The sequence below is a fragment of the Streptomyces sp. cg35 genome (assembly GCF_050410835.1).
Classification (GTDB): domain Bacteria; phylum Actinomycetota; class Actinomycetes; order Streptomycetales; family Streptomycetaceae; genus Streptomyces.
On the sequence record NZ_CP191268.1, the window covers coordinates 5,643,249 to 5,663,053 of the forward strand.

General features: G+C 69.8%; 17 protein-coding genes and 1 tRNA gene. 5 read left to right on the top strand and 13 right to left on the bottom strand.

The window, feature by feature from the left end; translation table 11 throughout:
• Positions 1-133 precede the first annotated feature (133 nt).
• Entirely contained in the window at positions 134-1,189 is a 1,056-nt protein-coding gene (locus ACQUQD_RS25855; protein ID WP_428954514.1) for a LacI family DNA-binding transcriptional regulator, read from the top strand.
• Positions 1,190-1,250: 61 nt separating this feature from the next.
• Here the strand turns inward: ACQUQD_RS25855 and ACQUQD_RS25860 are convergent.
• The 4 genes from ACQUQD_RS25860 to ACQUQD_RS25875 form a co-directional block, all read right to left on the bottom strand.
• Positions 1,251-1,323 (bottom strand) — tRNA-His (locus ACQUQD_RS25860).
• Positions 1,324-1,434: 111 nt separating this feature from the next.
• Positions 1,435-2,037, bottom strand: a complete 603-nt coding sequence (orn, locus tag ACQUQD_RS25865) for an oligoribonuclease (protein WP_428954515.1) — start codon at positions 2,035-2,037, stop codon at positions 1,435-1,437.
• Between the two features lie 66 nt (positions 2,038-2,103).
• Positions 2,104-3,375 carry a helix-turn-helix domain-containing protein gene (locus tag ACQUQD_RS25870; protein WP_428954516.1) on the bottom strand — a complete coding sequence of 424 codons (1,272 nt, stop codon included), beginning with the start codon at positions 3,373-3,375 and terminating at the stop codon, positions 2,104-2,106.
• Positions 3,376-3,774: 399 nt separating this feature from the next.
• A complete protein-coding gene (locus ACQUQD_RS25875; protein ID WP_428957659.1) occupies positions 3,775-4,038 on the bottom strand; it encodes a hypothetical protein in 264 nt (87 codons plus the stop codon).
• Positions 4,039-4,511: 473 nt separating this feature from the next.
• On the opposite strand from ACQUQD_RS25875, the gene ACQUQD_RS25880 reads away from it, so the two are divergent.
• Together ACQUQD_RS25880 and ACQUQD_RS25885 are read left to right on the top strand one after the other, a co-directional pair.
• Positions 4,512-5,036 carry a universal stress protein gene (locus tag ACQUQD_RS25880; RefSeq protein WP_428954517.1) on the top strand — a complete coding sequence of 175 codons (525 nt, stop codon included), beginning with the start codon at positions 4,512-4,514 and terminating at the stop codon, positions 5,034-5,036.
• A gap of 196 nt (positions 5,037-5,232) precedes the next feature.
• On the top strand, positions 5,233-5,814 hold the full coding sequence (locus tag ACQUQD_RS25885; RefSeq protein WP_428954518.1) for a GPR1/FUN34/YaaH family transporter: 582 nt from the start codon (positions 5,233-5,235) through the stop codon (positions 5,812-5,814).
• A gap of 107 nt (positions 5,815-5,921) precedes the next feature.
• On the opposite strand, the gene glmS is transcribed toward ACQUQD_RS25885, so the two are convergent.
• Positions 5,922-7,739, bottom strand: coding sequence for a glutamine--fructose-6-phosphate transaminase (isomerizing) (gene glmS / locus ACQUQD_RS25890; protein WP_428954519.1), 1,818 nt, complete (start codon positions 7,737-7,739; stop codon positions 5,922-5,924).
• Between the two features lie 51 nt (positions 7,740-7,790).
• Positions 7,791-8,048: a hypothetical protein gene (locus tag ACQUQD_RS25895; protein ID WP_428954520.1), complete on the bottom strand. Its 258-nt coding sequence runs from the start codon at positions 8,046-8,048 to the stop codon at positions 7,791-7,793.
• A gap of 196 nt (positions 8,049-8,244) precedes the next feature.
• Here ACQUQD_RS25895 and ACQUQD_RS25900 point away from each other — a divergent pair, with 196 nt between their 5' ends.
• Complete coding sequence (locus ACQUQD_RS25900) at positions 8,245-9,834, top strand: purple acid phosphatase family protein (RefSeq protein WP_428954521.1); 1,590 nt, start codon at positions 8,245-8,247, stop codon at positions 9,832-9,834.
• A gap of 42 nt (positions 9,835-9,876) precedes the next feature.
• Here ACQUQD_RS25900 and ACQUQD_RS25905 read toward each other — a convergent pair whose 3' ends face one another.
• Positions 9,877-10,788 carry a DUF4429 domain-containing protein gene (locus ACQUQD_RS25905; RefSeq protein WP_428954522.1) on the bottom strand — a complete coding sequence of 304 codons (912 nt, stop codon included), beginning with the start codon at positions 10,786-10,788 and terminating at the stop codon, positions 9,877-9,879.
• Positions 10,789-10,993: 205 nt separating this feature from the next.
• Between ACQUQD_RS25905 and ACQUQD_RS25910 the strand changes: the two genes are divergently transcribed.
• Positions 10,994-12,565, top strand: a complete 1,572-nt coding sequence (locus tag ACQUQD_RS25910) for a beta-N-acetylhexosaminidase (RefSeq protein WP_428957660.1) — start codon at positions 10,994-10,996, stop codon at positions 12,563-12,565.
• A 63-nt stretch (positions 12,566-12,628) separates the two neighbouring features.
• Here ACQUQD_RS25910 and ACQUQD_RS25915 read toward each other — a convergent pair whose 3' ends face one another.
• From ACQUQD_RS25915 to ACQUQD_RS25940, 6 genes are all read right to left on the bottom strand, one after another.
• Positions 12,629-14,401, bottom strand: coding sequence for an IucA/IucC family protein (locus tag ACQUQD_RS25915; protein WP_428954523.1), 1,773 nt, complete (start codon positions 14,399-14,401; stop codon positions 12,629-12,631).
• The gene (locus ACQUQD_RS25920; RefSeq protein WP_428954524.1) at positions 14,398-14,964 is read right to left on the bottom strand and encodes a GNAT family N-acetyltransferase; all 567 of its coding nucleotides are present in this window, start codon (positions 14,962-14,964) and stop codon (positions 14,398-14,400) included. The genes ACQUQD_RS25915 and ACQUQD_RS25920 overlap by 4 nt, the downstream gene beginning before the upstream one ends.
• Positions 14,961-16,241 carry a lysine N(6)-hydroxylase/L-ornithine N(5)-oxygenase family protein gene (locus ACQUQD_RS25925; protein ID WP_428954525.1) on the bottom strand — a complete coding sequence of 427 codons (1,281 nt, stop codon included), beginning with the start codon at positions 16,239-16,241 and terminating at the stop codon, positions 14,961-14,963. The genes ACQUQD_RS25920 and ACQUQD_RS25925 overlap by 4 nt, the downstream gene beginning before the upstream one ends.
• Positions 16,225-17,667 (bottom strand): lysine decarboxylase DesA, encoded by a 1,443-nt coding sequence (desA, locus tag ACQUQD_RS25930; RefSeq protein WP_428954526.1) that lies wholly within the window; start codon positions 17,665-17,667, stop codon positions 16,225-16,227. Before desA ends, ACQUQD_RS25925 begins: the two co-directional genes overlap by 17 nt.
• 156 nt (positions 17,668-17,823) lie before the next feature.
• Positions 17,824-18,693, bottom strand: a complete 870-nt coding sequence (locus ACQUQD_RS25935) for a siderophore-interacting protein (protein WP_428954527.1) — start codon at positions 18,691-18,693, stop codon at positions 17,824-17,826.
• Between the two features lie 4 nt (positions 18,694-18,697).
• On the bottom strand, positions 18,698-19,744 hold the full coding sequence (locus tag ACQUQD_RS25940; protein ID WP_428954528.1) for an ABC transporter substrate-binding protein: 1,047 nt from the start codon (positions 19,742-19,744) through the stop codon (positions 18,698-18,700).
• Positions 19,745-19,805 lie beyond the last annotated feature (61 nt).

Genomic DNA, 19,805 nt, shown 5'->3' on the forward strand with positions numbered 1-19,805 from the left:
GTGGGAGCGCTCCCATGTGTGATGTGTTGAAGGGTCGTCGTTCGGCCCGGGGGTGTCAAGAGACTCGGCAGCGGCAAGTCGCAGCGTTTATCGGGCTGTTAGATTCCGCGTGAGACTTGGGGAGGTAGGAGCTATGGCGGCTCGCGGCACTCACAACAGGCGTCCGACCCTGGAGGAGGTCGCGGCCCGGGCGGGCGTCGGCCGGGGCACGGTCTCTCGCGTGATCAACGGATCGCCGCGGGTCAGCGACCGCACCCGGGCCGCGGTCGAGGAGGCGGTCGCCGAGCTCGGCTACGTCCCGAACACGGCGGCCCGCGCCCTCGCGGCCAACCGCACGGACTCGATAGCCGTGGTGGTTCCGGAAGCCGAGTCCCGGTTCTTCTCGGAGCCGTACTTCTCCGGCATGGTCGGCGGCGTCGGCGTCGCCCTCGCCGAGTCCAACCTCCAGCTGCTGCTGACCTTCGCCCGCGGCGAGCGCGAGCAGGACCGGCTGGCCGCGTATCTCGCCGCCCACCGCGTGGACGGCGTCCTGCTCGTCTCCGTGCACGCCGACGACCCCCTCGCGGACCGTCTCCTGCAGATGGACATCCCGACGGTGATCAGCGGCCCCCGCTCCGCCGACGAGCCGCTGCCCTCGGTCGACACCGACAACTACGCGGGCGCGCGCTCCGCCGTGGAGCACCTGACCTCGCGCGGCCGCCGCTCCGTGGCGATCATCGCGGGTCCGCTCGACGTGTACGGCGCCCAGCGGCGTCTTGCCGGGTACGAGAGCCAGCTGGCCGCCGACGGGATCGCCTACGACGAGAAACTCGTGGCCTACGGAGACTTCACGGAGGAGGGCGGCCGCCGCTGCATGGCCGAGCTCCTGGAGCGCAGCCCCGGCCTCGACGCGGTCTTCGCCTGCTCCGACCTGATGGCCTCCGGCGCCCGCCAGGTGCTGCGCGAGGCCGGCCGAAGGATCCCGGACGACGTCGCCCTGGTCGGCTTCGACGACTCGGTGATCGCCCGCCACATGGAGCCGGGCCTGACCAGCGTGCGCCAGCCCACCCGCGACATGGGCCGGGCGATGACGGCCCTGCTGCTGGACGAGATCGCCCTCGCCGCCGAGGGCAAGCGCTCCTCGGCCCGCCGGGGCGCCGAGCGCCATGTGGTGCTGCCGACGGAGCTGGTCGTCCGCGCCTCCTCCTGAGGGCGGCGGCGGGAACGCCGAAGGCCCCGGTTCTTCCGAACCGGGGCCTTCGACCCTTCAGGGTGAGTGACGGGACTTGAACCCGCGGCCACCTGGACCACAACCAGGTGCTCTACCAACTGAGCTACACCCACCATGTCCGGTCTTTTGTCGTTCTTCCGACCGGCCGAGAAAAAGTGTACAGGGTCCGAAGGGGTGCTCGCGCACCCCTTTTACGGACCCCGTACGAGAGGGCCTACGACGGGTTATTCCGCAGGCAGGACGTGCTTCGCCGCGATCGACTTCGCGGTGTCGGAGTCGGGCCCGGGCTGCGGGACGAAGATCGCCTCACGGTAGTAGCGCAGCTCGGCGATGGACTCGCGGATGTCGGCGAGTGCCCGGTGGTTGCCGTTCTTCTCCGGACTGTTGAAGTACGCCCTCGGGTACCAGCGCCGGGCCAGTTCCTTGACCGAGGACACATCGACGATCCGGTAGTGGAGGTAGTCCTCCAGCGTCGGCATGTCGCGCAGCAGGAATCCGCGGTCGGTACCGACCGAGTTCCCGCACAGCGGGGCCTTGCCCGCATCCTTGACGTGCTCACGTACATAGGAGAGAACCTGCTCCTCGGCGTCGGCGAGCGTCGTACCGCCCGCCAGCTCGTCGAGGAGACCCGAGGCGGTGTGCATGTTCCGCACCACCTCGGGCATCTGCTCCAGGGCCTCGTCCGGCGGGCGGATCACGATGTCCACACCGTCGCCGAGTACGTTCAGCTCCGAATCGGTGACCAGTGCGGCCACCTCGATGAGCGCGTCGTTCGCCAGCGAGAGTCCGGTCATCTCGCAGTCGATCCACACCATGCGATCGTTCATGCGACCAACCCTAAGGCCCGGACCTTCCCGCTGGCAGACGACGGGCGTCAGCTCCTGTTCCGGTTGTTACGGCGCCGTACGCGGACCGGGCAGGCTCGCCCGGCCCGGGGCGAACGCGTCGGACGACGGTTTGCCGCCCTCCGCGTGGCCCGCCGGACCCGTCGGCAGCGAGGCCGCCGGCGCTCCGAACGCGTTCGCCGCGGCGGTGCGCCGCGACTGGGCGGGCACCGGACCGGGGCCCGGGGTCTCGGGGCCCGGCACCGAGGCGATCTCCACGGGCTTCTCCGGTTTCCCGGCGCCCGTGACGGGGTCGCCCTGCTGCGGCCTGCGCGCGCGGTACGCCGCCCGGTACGCCGCCGGGGACGAGCCCAGCTGGCGCCGGAAGTGCCCGCGCAGTGCCACCGGCGACCGGAAGCCGCAGCGCCCGGCGACCTCGTCGACGGAGTAGTCGGAGGTCTCCAGGAGCCGCTGGGCCTGCAGCACCCGCTGGGTGATCAGCCACTGCAGGGGAGCGCTTCCCGTGAGCGAGCGGAAGCGCCGGTCGAACGTACGGCGGCTCATGTAGGCGCGGGCCGCCAGCGTCTCCACGTCGAACTGCTCGTGGAGGTGCTCCAGGGCCCAGGCGACGACCTCGGCCAGCGGGTCCGCGCCGATCTCCTCAGGTAAAGACCTGTCGAGATAGCGCTCCTGACCGCCGCTGCGGCGCGGCGGGACCACCAGGCGGCGGGCGAGCGCTCCGGCCGCCTCGTTGCCGTGGTCCGTGCGCACTATGTGCAGACAGAGGTCGATACCGGCCGCGGTACCGGCACTCGTCAGCACGTCCCCGTCGTCGACGAAGAGCTCACGCGGGTCCACATGGACCGACGGGTAGCGCTTGGCGAGCGTCGGTGCGTACATCCAGTGCGTGGTGGCCGGCCGGCCGTCGAGCAGGCCGGCCGCGGCGAGCACGAACGCGCCCGTGCACAGGCCTACTATGCGCGCGCCCTCCTCGTGGGCGCGACGGATCGCGTCCAGCGCCTCCTCCGGCGGCGGCGAGGTGATCGAGCGCCAGGCCGGCACGACGACCGTGCCCGCCCGCGAGATCGCCTCGAGCCCGTGTGGCGCGGTGAGTTCAAGTCCCCCAGTCGTTCGCAGAGGTCCCTCTTCGCCGGCGCACACGAGCAACCGGTACCGGGGAACGCCCGCGTCCTGTCGATCGATTCCGAACACGGAAAGCGGAATGGAACTCTCGAAAATGGGTCCGCCGCTGAACAGCAGCACCGCGACGATCTCTCGTCGCCGGCGCCCCGACAGCTTGCGAGCCGCCGCCTCCGGCGCGGTGGTGGAGTCGTGGCTCATCCTGCTAAGCCCCCCTCGGTGATCGCGGCTCCCTCAATATTTTGACGGGCTGTTCGCTCCTGCACGTTTCCCCTCGGTCCTGCACGAAGTCCCCCGCCGCCTACAGATCAGACAGTCATGATCGAATCTACTGTGTCCCGTGGTGCCGTCGTGACCAGTTAAGGACCTGGCACATTGTCGACATGGCAACTTGGCGTGAAGCATTCGATCACGAAGCGTTGCACTCACGGGCGTTGCTGGGAAGTGCGTCTCAACTCGGTGGCCGGTCCCCGTAGGGTGCAAGCGCCTTCTGCGGCCCTTTCAGCCCTGGTGGAACGGGGGTTGGAGGAGGGGTCGGGCAAGCAATCCACCCCTAGCCGAAGTTGGCTGAAAATCTACGGAGTAGTGCCCAGATTCCGATCAGTCGACCGACGTACGGCGACCCGTTCGGCGACCGCGCCCACGCACCCCGGGACCGGTCCGCCCGTGACGCCCACGATGACCGCAACACTGTTCACTGTGCAACTGTGCGGCGCCACGTTCTGACTGACGCAGGAGGACCCGGCAGGCGGCGGTGACCGCGGCGAGCCCCAGAGCGGCCCCCGCGGCGCCCGCGGCCGAAATGCCGTACCCGACGAGGACGAGCGGCACCAGGAAGCAGCTGAACACCGCCCACCGGACCACGTCGCCCGCCCCGTCCGTCCCCGGAGGTGGCGCGTCCTGGGCGTGAGGGGTCGCCCGGGTGTGCGACCCGGGCGTACGGGCAGGTGCCGGGATGCGCCGGCGGTCGGCGGTTTCCCGGTGCGCGGTGGTCGGTCCGGGCACGGAGTGCTCCCTGTGTCTCGGTTCGGGAGTTCAACGCGCGGCCATCGTCCCGGTCACTTGATCCACCCCGCACAGGGGCCACAAGAGTGCGCAAACCGCCTGTACGGGGCAGCAACCATTGCCATACGGGCGGGGCCTCGTGCATGCTCCCCTGAACGCTGCGGAGCGGACGTGCGAGCAGGCCTGACAGCGGGCCGGAGTCTGGGCAGAGGAGGAGTGTCGCCGTACCCTTGGGGGTATGGGGTTGGGAAGATGATTCCCGGACACAGCTCCGCCGAATCTGTTGTCGTCCCCTCATCACAGAGGCCCACGAGGTACACGCCGAGACACTCATGGCCGGTCACGAGATTCCCGAACCCGCGGACCGCAAGCGGCAGGTCGCCGATCCCACGACGACCCCCCAAGCGGCGGAAGAGACACGTCACGCCTGTGACCCCGCTTTCCGACACGGTGTAGTCGTCGGTTTCGACGGCTCGACGTCGAGCGAGCGGGCGCTGGCCTACGCGATCGGCATGGCCCACCGCTCGGGCTCCGGGCTGATCATCGTGCATGTGGCCAACCGGCTGCCGACCACGGTGTGGGCCGGCTGCGAGCCCCCCGTCTTCGTCGATGTGCCGGATCACCGCACCGAGGTGCTCGGTCTGGAACTGGCCTGTGCGGACTATCTGTCCGAGGTGCCCTGGATCCTCGTCGAGCGCGGCGGCGACATCTGCCACGAGCTGGAGGAGGTCGGCCGCGAGTACTCCGCCGACGCCATCGTCGTGGGCTCGACCCATGGGCTCGTCGGGCGGATCTTCGGCTCGGTCGCGGGCCGGCTCGCCCGGCGGGCGCAGCGCCCTGTCGTTGTCATTCCGTAACCAGGCCCTGTCCCAGGTGGAATGTGGCTGACGGTTCTTCAACTTGTTTACGGGGAAGCGGCGTTGGCTGTTCGGTGAATTTCTGCCGGGTGGCTGAAACTACTCGTGCGTAGAGGTGCTTTGTGCCCTTGTGAAGGGTACATACCGGTCGCTGGACAACAGCACAGCACCCGCATTTGCACGAAGGGAGCCCGCTGTGGACAACGACGTCTCCGCGGGAAGCACGGCACCCACCCCGTCCGTCTCGACTCTCGGCCAACTCGCCCTCGGACTGACCCTGTTGGCCTTCGGCCTCGGCCACACCCGGGTGATCGACGGTGTGACGGCGGCCGACGCCGTCTCGATCGCCACGTACGTGGGCGGCATCGCCCTCTTCGTCGCCGGTCTGCTCGCACTGCGCGACGACGGCTTCACGGGCACGGCCTTCGCCGGGCTCGGAGCCTTCTGGTTCACCTGGGGCGTCGGCTCCGGCGACGCCGTCCCGGCGAACGCCGCGGGGCTGTTCCTGCTCCTGTTCGCCCTGCTCGCGCTCAGCCTGACGCTCGGCGCCACCGCGGCCGGCCCGTTCGCGCGGGGCACGTACGGGGCGATGACCGTCGCGTTCGTACTGCTCGCGGTCGCCGCGTTCGGTGACACCGCGGGGCCGGCCAAGGTGGGTGGCTGGTTCGCCGCGGCGGGCGGCCTGCTGGCCTGGTACGGAGCCACGGCCTCGATGGCCAAGCTCCCGACCGCACTGCCTCGACGTGCTGCCGGCCGGGGGGTGACGGCCACCGGCTGACAGCCCCCTCGGGCCGGGGTAATGGGCGACCCCGGCCCACCGGAACGGGTCCCATGCGCTTTGGTGGCGCGTGTGGGACCCGTTCGTCTGTGTGGGGTGCGGTCCCGCTACTCCACCGTGACCGACTTCGCCAGGTTGCGCGGCTTGTCGATGTCGCGGCCGAGGGCCAACGCCGTGTGGTAGGCGAGGAGTTGGAGGGGGATGCCCATCAGGATGGGGTCGAGCTCGTCCTCGTTCTTCGGGACGACGATCGTGCGGTCCGCCTTCTCCTGCTCCTGGTGGGCGACCGCGAGGATGCGGCCGGAGCGGGCCTTGATCTCCTCCATCGCGGCGCGGTTCTTCTCCAGCAGGTCGTCGTCCGGGACGATCGCGACCGTGGGGAGCGCGGGCTCGATCAGGGCGAGGGGGCCGTGCTTCAGCTCGGACGCCGGGTAGGCCTCGGCGTGGATGTACGAGACCTCCTTGAGCTTCAGGGACGCCTCGCGGGCCACCGGGTAGCCCCGGACGCGGCCGATGAACATCATCGAGCGGGCGTCCGCGTACTCCTCGGCGATCTTCTTGATCTCCGCCTCCTGGGCGAGGATCTCCGTGATCTGGGCCGGGAGCTTGCGCAGGCCCTCGATGATCCGCTTGCCGTCGGCGACGGACAGGTCGCGGATGCGGCCCAGGTGCAGGGCGAGCAGCGCGAAGGCGACCGTGGTGTTCGTGAAGCACTTGGTGGAGACCACGCAGACCTCGGGGCCCGCGTGGACGTACACACCTGCGTCGGACTCGCGGGCGATCGCGGAGCCGACGACGTTCACGACGCCGAAGACCCGGGCGCCCTTGCGCTTGAGCTCCTGGACCGCGGCCAGCACGTCGTACGTCTCGCCGGACTGGGACACCGCGATGTAGAGGGTGTCGGGGTCGACGACCGGGTTGCGGTAGCGGAACTCGGAGGCCGGCTCGGCGTCCGCGGGGATGCGGGCCAGCTCCTCGATCATCTGGGCGCCGATCAGACCCGCGTGGTACGAGGTGCCGCAGCCGAGGATCTTCACGCGGCGCACGGAGCGGGCCTCGCGGGCGTCCAGGTTCAGGCCGCCCAGGTGCACGGTGGAGAAGCGGTCGTCGATGCGGCCGCGCAGCACGCGGTCCACGGCGTCGGCCTGCTCGGAGATCTCCTTGTGCATGTACGTGTCGTGGCCGCCCATGTCGTAGGAGGCGGCCTCCCACTCGACGGTCGTCGGGGACGCCGTGGTGCGGGTGCCCTCCGTCGTGTAGGTACGGAAGTCGTCGGCCTTCAGCGTCGCCATCTCGCCGTCGTCGAGGGTGACGATCTGGCGGGTGTGGGAGACCAGCGCGGCGATGTCCGAGGCGACGAACATCTCCTTGTCGCCGATGCCGAGGACGACCGGCGAGCCGTTGCGGGCGACCACGATGCGGTCGGGGAAGTCGGCGTGCAGGACCGCGATGCCGTACGTGCCCTCGATCAGGCGCAGCACCTCGCGGACCTTGTCCTCCAGCTCCGTCTGCTGCGAGCGGGCGATGAGGTGGGTGAGGACCTCGGTGTCCGTCTCGGAGAGGAACTCGACGCCCTCGGCGACCAGCTTCGCGCGCAGCTCGGAGGCGTTGTCGATGATGCCGTTGTGGACGACGGCGACCTTGTTGTCGCCCGACATGTGCGGGTGGGCGTTCTCGTCGGAGGGGGCGCCGTGCGTGGCCCAGCGGGTGTGGGCGATGCCGGTGGTGCCCTTGAAGCGGGCCGGGACCTTGGCCTCCAGGTCCCGGACGCGGCCCTTGGCCTTGACCATCTTCAGGCCGGTGGCCTTCGGGCTGGTGATCACGACGCCCGCGGAGTCGTAGCCGCGGTACTCCAGGCGCTGCAGCCCCTCGAGGAGGAGCGGCGCGACGTCACGCTTGCCGATGTAGCCGACAATTCCGCACATGGGTGAGAAGGGTCCCCTCTGGTTGTGGATCGATCCGGGCCGGGTGGCCGGTCAGCCGTAGACCATGCGGCGCAGCTGTCTGAGCGTGAGCTCCGGCGGCGCCACCGCCCGGTACCGCAGATCCGCCGTGATCTGTTCGAAGATCGCCGCGTTCACCAGGCCCTGACCCTGGAGCTCGCGGTGGCGGCGACGGACGTATTCCTCCGTCGACTCGTCGAAGTAGGCGAGCACGTCCTGGATCACCCGCAGCGCCTCACCCCTGCTGAGGGGCGTGCTGCGCGTCAGATGATCGACAAGTTCCTCGTGCACCCGGTCGATCCTGGGGGACCGCCGGGTCTTTCGCAAGAAATCTGCCCGATATCGGGCAGGGGTGGCCGGGGGTGGGTGGCTTTCGGGGCTCTTGGGGTGGATGTGGTCAAGGTTTGGAACGGGCCATGCCGCTTGTTCGGGCCGCGTTCATCCGGCGTATCCGGCCGGGATAGGTGCCGCCAGCAACTTTCACGCCATGGACATTCCACGCATGGGCGTGCCCGACGAGCTCGCCGACCGCTCCCTGGCCGAGCAGCACGAGTACCTCCGCAGCACGTTCTCCCGCCGCACCGCGATCCGCGGCGGCGCCGTCACCCTGGGCGCCATCGCGGGCGGCGTCTTCGTACCGGGCGCCGCGAGCGCCGCGGCCCCGGCCGCCTCCTCCGCCGCCACCGCGCCCGCCACGGAGCACGTCGACGGCGCGCTCGTCGCGCCCTTCGGCCGGCACCTCTCCTACGGGGCCGACCCGCGCACCGAGATGACCGTGTCCTGGCAGGTGCCGGTCGCCGTGAAGAACCCGTTCATCCGCATCGGCGCGCACGCCGGTGACCTGTCGCGGAAGATACCGGCCGAGGTCCGCGCCCTGTACACCCCGGCGGGCGTCGGCACGAGCGCCGACCACACCCAGTACTACGTGCACGCCGAGCTGACCCACCTCAAGCCCGGCAAGACGTACTACTACGGCGTCGGCCACCAGGGCTTCGACCCGGCGGCCCCGCGCTTCGCCGGCACCATCGGCACCTTCACCACGGCGCCCGCCCGCTCGGAGCGCTTCACCTTCACCGCCTTCGGCGACCAGGGCGTCAGCTACCACGCGCTCGCCAACGACAGTCTGATCCTCGCCCAGGGCCCCTCCTTCCACCTGCACGCCGGTGACATCGCGTACGCGGACCCGTCCGGCTCCGGGCAGACCACGGACACGTTCGACGCGCGGACCTGGGACCAGTTCCTCGCGCAGACCGAGACCGTCGCCAAGTCCGTGCCGTGGATGGTCAGTTACGGCAACCACGACATGGAGGCCTGGTACGCGCCGCACGGCTACGGCAGCCAGGAGGCCCGCTTCGCGCCGCCGCGCAACGGCCCGGACCCGAAGAACCTGCCGAGTGTCTACTCGTTCGTGCACGGCAACACGGCGATCATCTCGCTCGACGCCAACGACGTGTCCTGGGAGATCCCGGCCAACCTCGGCCTGTCCGGCGGCACCCAGACCAAGTGGTTCGAGGCGCAGCTGAAGAAGTTCCGGGCGCACGGCTCCGGTGTCGACTTCGTCGTCGTCTTCTTCCACCACTGCGCGTACTGCACCGCGACCGCGCACGCCTCGGAGGGGGGCGTGCGCAAGGAGTGGGTGCCGCTGTTCGAGAAGTACACCGTGGACCTGGTGATCAACGGCCACAACCACGTCTACGAGCGCTCCGACGTGCTCAAGGGCGAGAAGGTCACCAAGGAACTGCCCATCGGCGGCACCGCGTACCCGGAGACGGACGGCGTCGTCTACGTCACGGCGGGCGCGGCGGGCAAGAGCCTGTACGCGTTCCCGGTGGCCGACACGTACGAGGGCCACGAGAAGGACGTCGACCCGTTCCCGTCGTACGTGACCCAGCCCGACGGCAGCAAGAAGGCCGTGACGGTGGACTGGTCGCGGGTGCGGTACACCAACTACTCGTTCCTGCGGGTGGACGTGGAGCCGGCACCGGTCGGCCGCACGGCCAGGCTGACGGTCCGCGGTCTCGCCGAGACGGGTGAGGAGATCGACCGGTTCGTGGTCGCCCGGCAGGTCAAGAGGTAGCTCTTTCCGGCCACCTGCGTCACAGCCGTTCAAGCGCTTCCGTCAGAGGCGCTTGAGCACCGCCTGCTTTGCCGCAGCGAACTCTTCGTCCGTCAGGATTCCGGCCCGATGGAGCTCGCCCAGTTCGCGCAGCCGGCGCAGCAGTGCGTCGTGGTCGTCCTCCGCCGGGGCAGGCGCGGCCGCCGGCCGCGGGGGCAGCTCCTTGGGAGCCGGCGGGACGCCCTGTCCGGGCTGGGCGGCCTGGGCGGCCTGGGCGGCGGGGTGCGGCAGCCGGGCCTGGACGGCTGCCGCGACCAGCGCCATCAGCGGATCCTTCTTGAAGCCCCACAGCTCGACCGAGTTCGGGTCGTACTTCGGCGGGGCCTTCGTCGGGGACGAGCGGACGACGAAGCGGAGACAGCCGTTCTCCAGGCCCACGGCCGGCTGCCACTCCACCGCCGCGATCTCGGCGAGGGCGAGCAGCCGGGTCCCGGCCGCGGCCTTCGCGTCCTCCGTCTTCCAGTTCCACTCCAGCCGGACGTGCTCCCCGTCGAAGCTCGCCGTGCCGTCCCCGGCGGAGACGGACACCGGCAGGGCCGGGCCCGGCAGCACGTACGCCGTGCAGGCCGACGACGGGACCTGCTCCAGCAGCAGCGCGTTGCGCACCTCGTCCACGAAGTACTCGGCGACCCCGTACCGGTCCGACTCCACGGCCAGCTGGTACGGGTCCGTGCCCTCCGTCAGCTTGCCGCCGGTCGCCTGGAGCAGCGGGTCCGCGCCGTCGCGCAGCCGCAGCCGAAGCCGCCCCGACTTCTTGCCCTGCTCGAAGGAGACGCCGGCCAACGCCTCCAGCGGCAGGGTCAGTTCACCCAGCGTCCTGCGGAGCAGGCTCACACCCTTGTCACGCCCCGGGACCAGCCGCAGCGTCTCCCCGTCGAACGTCCATGTGCCGTCGCGCTGGATGATTTCCGCCATGGGGCAATTCTGGCATCAGGCCCCCGGGAAGTGGTCTACACCTTGACCGGCCGAGAGGCGGGCGGTACGCATGGTGACCGATCGGTTGCTCAGCTCGCACAACGAACTCCGCCAACGACCACCGTCGAAGGGATCGTTCGTGAGGACGCACCGCAGACCGCGCCGCACACCGCATCGCCCAGCACACCGCAGGCCGGCCCTGGCCCTGCTCGGCTCCCTGCTCCTCGTCGCCACCGGAGCCGGCGCCCTCGGCGTCGCCCCCGCCTCCGCCGCACCGGAGACCGCCACGCCCCTCGGGCAGATCGTGCCCGCGCCCGCGAAGGCGGCCGCCGGCGGATCCGCGTACGAGATCACCGGGAAGACCCGGATCCGGGTCGACGACTCGCGCGACGCGCGCCGCGTCGGCGACTACCTCGCCGACGTGCTGCGCCCCTCCACCGGATACGCGCTGCCCGTCACCGACGCCCGTGCCGGTGACGGCATCCGGCTCGAACTGAGCCGGAAAGACACCGGACTCGGCGCCGAGGGGTACCGGCTGACGAGCACGAGCCGGTCCGTGACCATCGTCGCGCGCGAGCCCGCCGGGCTGTTCCACGGCGTGCAGACGCTGCGCCAGCAGCTGCCCGCCCGGGTGGAGGCCGACAGCCGGCAGAGCGGGCCGTGGCTCGTCGCGGGCGGCACCATCGAGGACAGCCCCCGCTACGGCTGGCGCGGCGCCATGCTCGACGTGTCCCGGCACTTCTTCACGGTCGGCCAGGTCAAGCGCTACATCGACGAGTTGGCGCTCTACAAGGTCAACAAGCTGCATCTGCACCTGAGCGACGACCAGGGCTGGCGCATCGCGATCGACTCCTGGCCCAAGCTCGCCACGTACGGCGGATCCACCCAGGTCGGCGGCGGTGCGGGCGGCTACTACACCAAGGCCCAGTACAAGGACATCGTCCGGTACGCGGCCTCGCGCTATCTGGAGGTCGTGCCCGAGATCGACATGCCGGGGCACACGAACGCGGCCCTCGCCTCGTACGCCGATCTGAACTGCGACGGCGTGGCACCCCCGCTCTACACCGGCACCAGCGTCGGCTTCAGCTCGCTGTGCGCCGGCAAGGACATCACGTACGACTTCGTGGACGACGTGGTGCGCGAGCTCGCCGCCCTCACCCCCGGCAAGTACCTGCACATCGGCGGGGACGAGGCGCACTCCACCAGCCACGAGGACTACGTCACCTTCATGGACAAGGTGCAGCCGATCGTCGCCGAGTACGGCAAGACGGTGGTGGGCTGGCACCAGCTGACCGGTGCCACGCCCGCCAAGGGCGCGCTCGCGCAGTACTGGGGTCTCGACGGCACCAGCGCCGCCGAGAAGGCCCAGGTCGCCGAGGCCGCCAAGAACGGCACGGGCCTGATCATCTCGCCCGCCGACCGCACCTACCTCGACATGAAGTACACCAAGGACGAGCCTCTCGGCCTGTCCTGGGCGGGCTACGTGGAGGTGCAGCGGTCCTACGACTGGGACCCGGCGAACTACCTTCCCGGGGCGCCGAGTTCGGCCGTCAAGGGCGTCGAGGCGCCGCTGTGGTCGGAGACCCTGTCGACCTCCGCGCAGCTCGACCACATGGCGTTCCCGCGCCTTCCCGGTGTCGCCGAGCTCGGCTGGTCGCCCGCGGCCACGCACGACTGGGACGCGTACAAGGTGCGGCTCGCCGCGCAGGCGCCGCGCTGGGACGCGCTCGGCATCGGCTACTACAAGTCGCCGCAAGTGCCCTGGCCCGCAAGCTAGTCGGCACGTGAAAGGGGCTCGGGAGGACCGTCTCCCGAGCCCCTTTCGGCCTGCGTGGAACCCTTACGCGATCGGGTTCTCCAGGTCGCCGACGAGCTGCAGCGCGCCCGACGGATCGGCCAGGTCCACCATCTGCTGGTTGTTGCGCAGCTGGAGCCGGTTCAGGGCGGACAGCGCGAACGTCGGGGCGAACATGTCGAACTGGGCGAACTTGTCCGCCAGTTGAGGTGCCGACTGCTGGTAGTCACGGACGCAGTCCGCGACCGCGGCCCAGAACGTGTCCTCGTCCACGATGCCGTCCTCGACCAGGTTCGCCGCCAGGAAGCGGAAGAAGCAGTCGAAGACATCCGTGAAGATCGACAGCAGCTTCATGTCGTCCGGGACCTCGGCCTTGATCCGCTCCACCGCGGGCGGCAGCACGGCGTCCGGGTCCATCACCGCGATCTCCTCGGCGATGTCCTTGAAGATCGCCCGCTGCACCACGCCGCGCTCGTCCAGGACCAGGATGACGTTCTCGCCGTGCGGCATGAACACCAGGTCGTAGGCGTAGAAGCTGTGCAGCAGCGGCGTGAGGTACGCCGTCAGGTACGGCTTCAGCCACTCGCGCGGGGTGAGGCCCGAGCGTTCGATCAGCGCGCCGGCGAACGAGCGCCCCGCGCGGTCCACGTGCAGCAGCGACGCCATCGTGGCCAGCCGCTCGCCCTCGCCGAGCGACTCCACCGGCGACTCGCGCCACAGCGCCGCCAGCATCTTGCGGTACGGCGAGTAGCGGTCGGTGGCGGCCTCGTACTCCAGGTGCCGGTAGCCGACGGCCGCGCGCTCGCGGATGATCGTCAGGCCCGTGCCCTTGAGGACCTCGTCGTTCTCGATGAGCCCGGCGAGCCAGTCGTTGATCGCCGGCGTCGCCTCCATGTACGCCGCCGAGAGGCCGCGCATGAAGCCCATGTTGATGACCGACAGCGCCGTCTTCACGTAGTGCTTCGACGGGGACGTCGAGTTGAAGAACGTACGGATCGACTGCTGCGCCAGGTACTCGTCGTCGCCCTCGCCCAGGCACACCAGGTGCTGCTGGGCGACCTCGGCGGCGAACGTGACGGACAGCTTGTTCCACCACTGCCACGGGTGGGCCGGGATGAGGAGGTAGTCGGCCGGGTCGAGGCCCTTGTCGCGCAGGACGCCGTCGAAACGGGCGAGCGTCTCCTCGCCCAGCTCGGCACGGAGGAACGACTCGTACTCGAGACCGGCGCCCGCCGTGAACGCCGCGCGCTCGCGCGTCGCCGCCAGCCACACCAGCCGGACCGGGCTCGCCGTCTCGGGGGCGTACGAGAGGTACTCGTGGATGCCGAAGCCGAGCCGCCCGTTGTTCGCGACGAAACACGGGTGGCCCTCGGTCATGCCGGTCTCGATGTCCTGGAACGAGCCGGACGCGGCCAGCTCGCGGGACGTGACGTCCGGCTTGGTCAGCTTGAAGCAGGTGCCGGAGAGGGTGGAGGAGATCTCCTCCAGGTAGACCGGCAGGATCGCGTCGCTCAGGCCCAGCGAGTCCTTCATCTCGATGAAGAACTCCAGGGCATGCAACGGCAGTTCGCTGCCGTCGCGGTGCCGGGTGATCGAGTCGGCGGCCACCTGCCAGTGGTCCAGGCGCAGTCGGCGGGCGCTGAACCGGTACCGGGTGGCGCCGTCGTCGCTGCGGACGACGAACGTGCCGTCCTCCTGCGGTTCGGGCGTGAGCAGCCGCTCGTGGCCGAACTCGGCGAGCGCCTTGCGGATCAGCAGGCGGTTCGCCTCGGCCCAGCGCTCGGGGGAGAGGTGGGAGACGGTGTCGGCGAGGGTCATGCCGGGTCCTCCTTCTCCTTGCCGGCCGCGGCTTCGAACTGGGCGCGGGTGCAGAAGCTCAGCAGCGCGTTCTTCTCCGGCTTGGCGATCTCGCGGGCCGGCACGAAGCCGACGGCCTCGTTCAGGGCGTGCACCGCCGTGTTGCGCACGTCGGGCTCGACGACGACGCGCCGCACGGCCGCGTCGGTGAACAGGAACTCCATCACCGCGGTGATCACGGCGCGGGTGAAGCCGGGTATGCGCAGGTCGGACGGCGCGGTCAGGAAGTGCATGCCGACGTCGCCGGGCTCGGGTTCGTACAGGCCGACGAGCTCGACAAACCGCGGGTCGTAGCGCTCCATCAGGAACGCGGGCTCGCCGTCGTGCAGGCCGAGGAACGCGTCGTGGTGCTCGGCCGCCGCGATGGACATGTACTCGCGCTCGACGTCCTCCAGCTTGGCGTCCTGCATCAGCCAGAAGGCGGCCTTGGGATCGGTGACCCAGCGGTGCAGCAGCTCCGCGTCGGTCCGCGGGTCGACCGGCCGGAAGGTCAGCTCGCCGACGGTCTCGGTGGTGGTGCTCATACGGAAAACTCCTGGAAGGCGATGGTCTTCTCGACGGGGTAGTACTCGGTGCCGAGCAGCTCGCCGATGATGTAACTGTTGCGGTACGCACCCATACCCAGATCCGGGCTGGTGATCGAGTGGGTGTGGACGCTCGCGTTCTGCACGAAGATGCCGCGCCCGGTCGTGTCGATCGCGTAGTTGCGGGCGACGTCGAAGCGGCCCCGGCCGTCGAGGCGGATGCGGTCCCTGACCGGCTCCAGGAAGGCGGGCGTGGCGTACTTGTAGCCGGTGGCCAGGATCAGGCCCTCGGTGCGCAGCTCGAACTCCTTGTCCTGCTCCTCCTGGCGCAGGCCGAGGGTGTACGTGCCGTTCTCGTAACCGGCGCCGGTGAGCGCCGAGTTGGTGAGCAGCCGTGTCGGCACGGGCCCGTTCAGGCCCTTCTGGTACAGCAGGTCGAAGATCGCGTCGATCAGCTCGCCGTCGATGCCCTTGAACAGGCCCTTCTGCCGCTCCTCCAGCGAGTAACGGGTAGCCTCGGGCAGCGCGTGGAAGTAGTCGATGTAGTCCGGGGACGTCATCTCCAGCGTGAGCTTGGTGTACTCCAGCGGGAAGAAGCGCGGGGAGCGGGTGACCCAGTTCAGCCGGTAGCCGTGGACGTCGATCTCGCTGAGCAGGTCGTAGTAGATCTCGGCGGCGGACTGGCCGCTGCCGACCAGCGTGATCGAGTCCTTCTTCTGCAGCTCCTGCTTGTGCTGCAGATAGCGGGAGTTGTGGATGAAGTCGCCGCCCAGGTCCTTGACCGCCTCGGGGAGGTGCGGCGGGGTGCCGGTGCCGAGGACCAGGTGCGGGGCGCGGTAGGTGGCGCCGCCCTCGGTGACGGCCGTGTAGAGGCCGTCGGCCTCGTCGTACGTCACCTCGGTCACGGTCGTGGAGAACCGGATCGAGGAGAGCTTCGCGGCGGCCCAGCGGCAGTAGTCGTTGTACTCGACGCGCAGCGGATAGAAGTTCTCGCGGATGTAGAAGGCGTACAGCCGCCCCGATTCCTTCAGGTAGTTGAGGAAGGAGTACGGGGAGGTCGGGTCGGCGAGGGTGACCAGGTCCGACATGAACGGGGTCTGGAGGTGGGCGCCGTCGAGGAACATCCCCGAGTGCCACTCGAAGTCCGGCTTGGACTCCAGGAAGACGCCGTTCAGCTCGGCTATCGGCTCGGTCAGGCAGGCGAGGCCGAGATTGAACGGGCCGAGCCCGATCCCGATGAAGTCGTACGAGTCACGGGACTCAGGAAGCGCGGTCAAGGGTGTCTCCCAGGTACTGCTCGGCGTGGCCGGCGATGAGGTCGAGGACGGCCGAGATGTCGGCGAGGGTCGTCTCGGGGTTGAGCAGGGTGAACTTCAGGTACTGGCGGTCGCCGACCTTGGTGCCCGCGACGACCGCGTCGCCGGAGGCGAACAGGGCTTTGCGGGCATGGAGGTTGGCGCGGTCGATCTCGGCCGGATCGGTGATGTCGGCCGGGATGTAGCGGTAGACGAGCGTGGACAGGCTCGGCTCGACGACCACGTCGAAGCGCGGGTCGGCGGCGAGCACCTTCCAGCCCTCGTACGCCAGGTCGCAGACCTCGTCGAAGAGACCGCCGATGCCGTCGGCGCCCATGACGCGCAGCGTCATCCACAGCTTGAGGGCGTCGAAGCGGCGGGTGGTCTGCAGGGACTTGTCGACCTGGTTGGGGATGCGCTCGGCGACCGTACGGCGCGGGTTGAGGTACTCCGCGTGGTAGGTGGCGTGCCGCAGCGTGGCCCCGTCGCGGACCAGCACGGCGCTCGAACTCACCGGCTGGAAGAAGGACTTGTGGTAGTCGACGGTGACCGAGTCGGCGCGCTCGATGCCGGTGAGCCGGTCGCGGTTCTTCCGCGACACGAGCAGCCCGCAGCCGTAGGCGGCGTCGACGTGCATCCACGTGCCGTACTGGGCGCACAGCTCGGCGATCTCGGGCAGCGGGTCGATGGACCCGAAGTCGGTGGTGCCGGCGGTGGCGACGACGGCCATGGGGACGAGGCCGTCGCGGCGGCAGCGCTCCAGCTCCGCGGCCAGCGCCAGCGTCTGCATGCGCTTGTCCTTGTCGACGGGGATCGTCACCACGGACTCCGCGTCGAGGCCGAGCAGCGTCGCGGACTTCTTGACGCTGAAGTGGCTGACCTCGGAGGCGAAGATGCGCAGTTTCGCGAGCGAGTCCGTCTTGGCCTCCTGGCGGGCGAGCAGCAGGGCCTGGAGGTTGGACTGCGAGCCGCCGGAGGTGAACACGCCGTCGGCGGCCGGGCCGAGCCCGATGCGTCCGGTGGTCCAGTCGATGAGTTTGCGCTCGATCAGCGTGCCGCCCGCGGACTGGTCCCAGGTGTCCAGCGAGGAGTTGACCGCGGACAGGACGGCCTCGCCGAGCACGGCCGGGATGACGACCGGGCAGTTGAGGTGGGCCAGGTAGCGGGGGTGGTGGAAGTAGACGGCGTCGCGGAGGTAGACGTCCTCCAGCTCGTCGAGGACGGCGATGGTGTCGTGGAGCGGCTCGTCCAGGTCGACGGCGTCGATCACGGGGGAGAGGGCGTCCGGGGAGACGCCCGTGAACGGCCTTGTGGTGGTGGCGAGTTTGGCCGCCACCCGCTCGATTCCCTCGGTCACGGAACTGCGGTACAGCTCCGCGGTCGTGTCATTGAGCAGGTGCGAGCGCATGAACGGTTCCTCCGGGTGGGGATGAGGGTGTTCCCGGGTGGGGCAGGAAAAAGGGCGGGGTCGCGAACCCTTTACTTAGGTTAGCCTAACCTAAGTTGAGTTCGCGACCCCACCCCTCGTTCTGTGCCTGGAATGGCTGGAAGTGACCGTGGTGCGTTATGCGGCGGCTGGTTCCGCCCGCAGCGCGTCCTCGCTCAGGCCGCGCTTCCAGTACCCGACGAACGTCACGGACCGCTTGTCGTAGCCGCGTTCGCGCACGAGGTGCCGGCGCATCTCCTTCATGGTCCCGGACTCGCCCGCCAGCCAGGCGTACGGGCTTGCGCAGTCGGGGAGTTGTGCGGCGCGCACGGCGTCGACGGCGCCGGGGCAGTCCTCGTCGCGCACCAGCCAGGTCACCGTGACATCGGCCAGGGACACGATCGGCTGGATGTCGTCGCGGTGCGGGACCTCCAGCCAGACGTGCGCGCAGACATGCGCGGGCAGCCACGACAGGACGCCCAGCGCGGCCGGCAGGGCCGTCTCGTCGCCCCACATGACGATGTGGTCGAAGGTGTCGTGCGGGCGGCAGCGCACCGCGGTGTTGTCCGCGATCGCCGGGCCGAGCACGACGACCCTGTCACCGGCCCGGGCGGCCTCCGCCCAGCGGCAGGCGGGGCCCGCGGCGGCCGGGTCGTCGTTGTGCAGCACGAAGTCGATGTCGATCTCCTCCGCGGGCACCCGGCGCTGGCCGCTGAGCGTGTACGAGCGCATGATGGCGCGCTCGTGGTCCGGGATCGCCCGGTACGCCGCGTGCCAGGCGCGGCCGTCGTCGCCGGGCAGTACCGGCGGCAGCACGGGGGCGTCCTGGCCGGGATGCGGCAGGAACAGCGAGAGCGACTGGTCGCGGCCCCCGCCGTGGAAGTCCGGGAGGTCCTCTCCTGTGAAGGTGACCCGGAGCAGCGACGGGCCGAGCCGCCGCGTGCGGACCACTTGCAGATCGAAGAATCGGAAAGGGGCTACAGCGGGGGCTTCGGCCGTCGTCGTCATGGGATCAGGACACCTTCTTCGCCGTCTCGATGGCCTTGGCCAGGTTCTCCAGGAGGGGGGCGCACTTGTCGTAGGACAGGATCGGCTCGGGGGAGCGGGCGATGACCTGGCCGGCCTTGACCGCGGGCAGCTTCTTCCAGGTCGGCTTGTCGATGTCGGCCGGCTGGATGGCCTGGGCGCGGTCGTCCATCATGATGATGTCGGCCTTGTGCTGGTCGACGTTCTCCCAGCTCAGGTTCTCGAACCAGCCGCCGGACTCCTTCTTCGCGGCCTCCGAGGGCTCGACGAAGTTCACGCCGAGCGCCTTGTAGTACTCCAGGTCGATGGAGAGGTTCGTGCCGGAGACGTAGAAGATGTCCTGGCTCGCGGAGCCGGCCATGACCTTGATGTCGGGGTGGGCCTTGGCGGCCTTGCGCAGCCGGGCCGCGGCTTCCTCGAAGCGCTTCTTCGCCGCGACGACCTTGTCGGCCTTGAGGTCGGCGCCGAGCGACTCGGCGAGCGCGTACAGGCGCTCCAGCGGCTGGGTCAGCTGGCGGTCGAAGACGGAGACGCCGACGCTCGGGGCGAGCTTGGCGATCTTCGCGGCGGACTCCTCCGGGACGTACCAGAGGGTGCCGGCGCTGTCGAACATCGTGGAGATCAGCACGTCCGGGGCGAGGCCCGCGTACTTCTCGATGTTGAACTGGCCCCACTCGTTGCCGATGACCGTGACCTTGGAGACGTCCATGTCGCCGGCCTGGACGTCCGGCTTGCCGCCCTTGGTGGTCGTCGGGCCGAAGACGCCCTTGACCTTGACGCCGTAGTCCCACAGGGCGGCGCCGACGCCGGTGAAGGCGACGATGTTCGCCGGGACCTTGTCCAGCTTCACCGTGGTGCCGCGGTCGTCCTTGAAGGACCAGGGGCCGGACTTGGCCTTCGTCGTGGAGCCCGAGCCGCTGTCTTTGGAGCCGCTGTCGTCGCCGCACGCGGCGAGCGCGGCGCCGAGGCCGATGGCGCCGCCTGCGGCCAGGATGCCGCGGCGGGTGGGGCGGGACAGTCGGGCGTTGGGCATCTCGCACTGCTTTCGGACGTGCCGGACCTGCGCCGGGCTGGGTCTCTAGAACTCAGGGTAG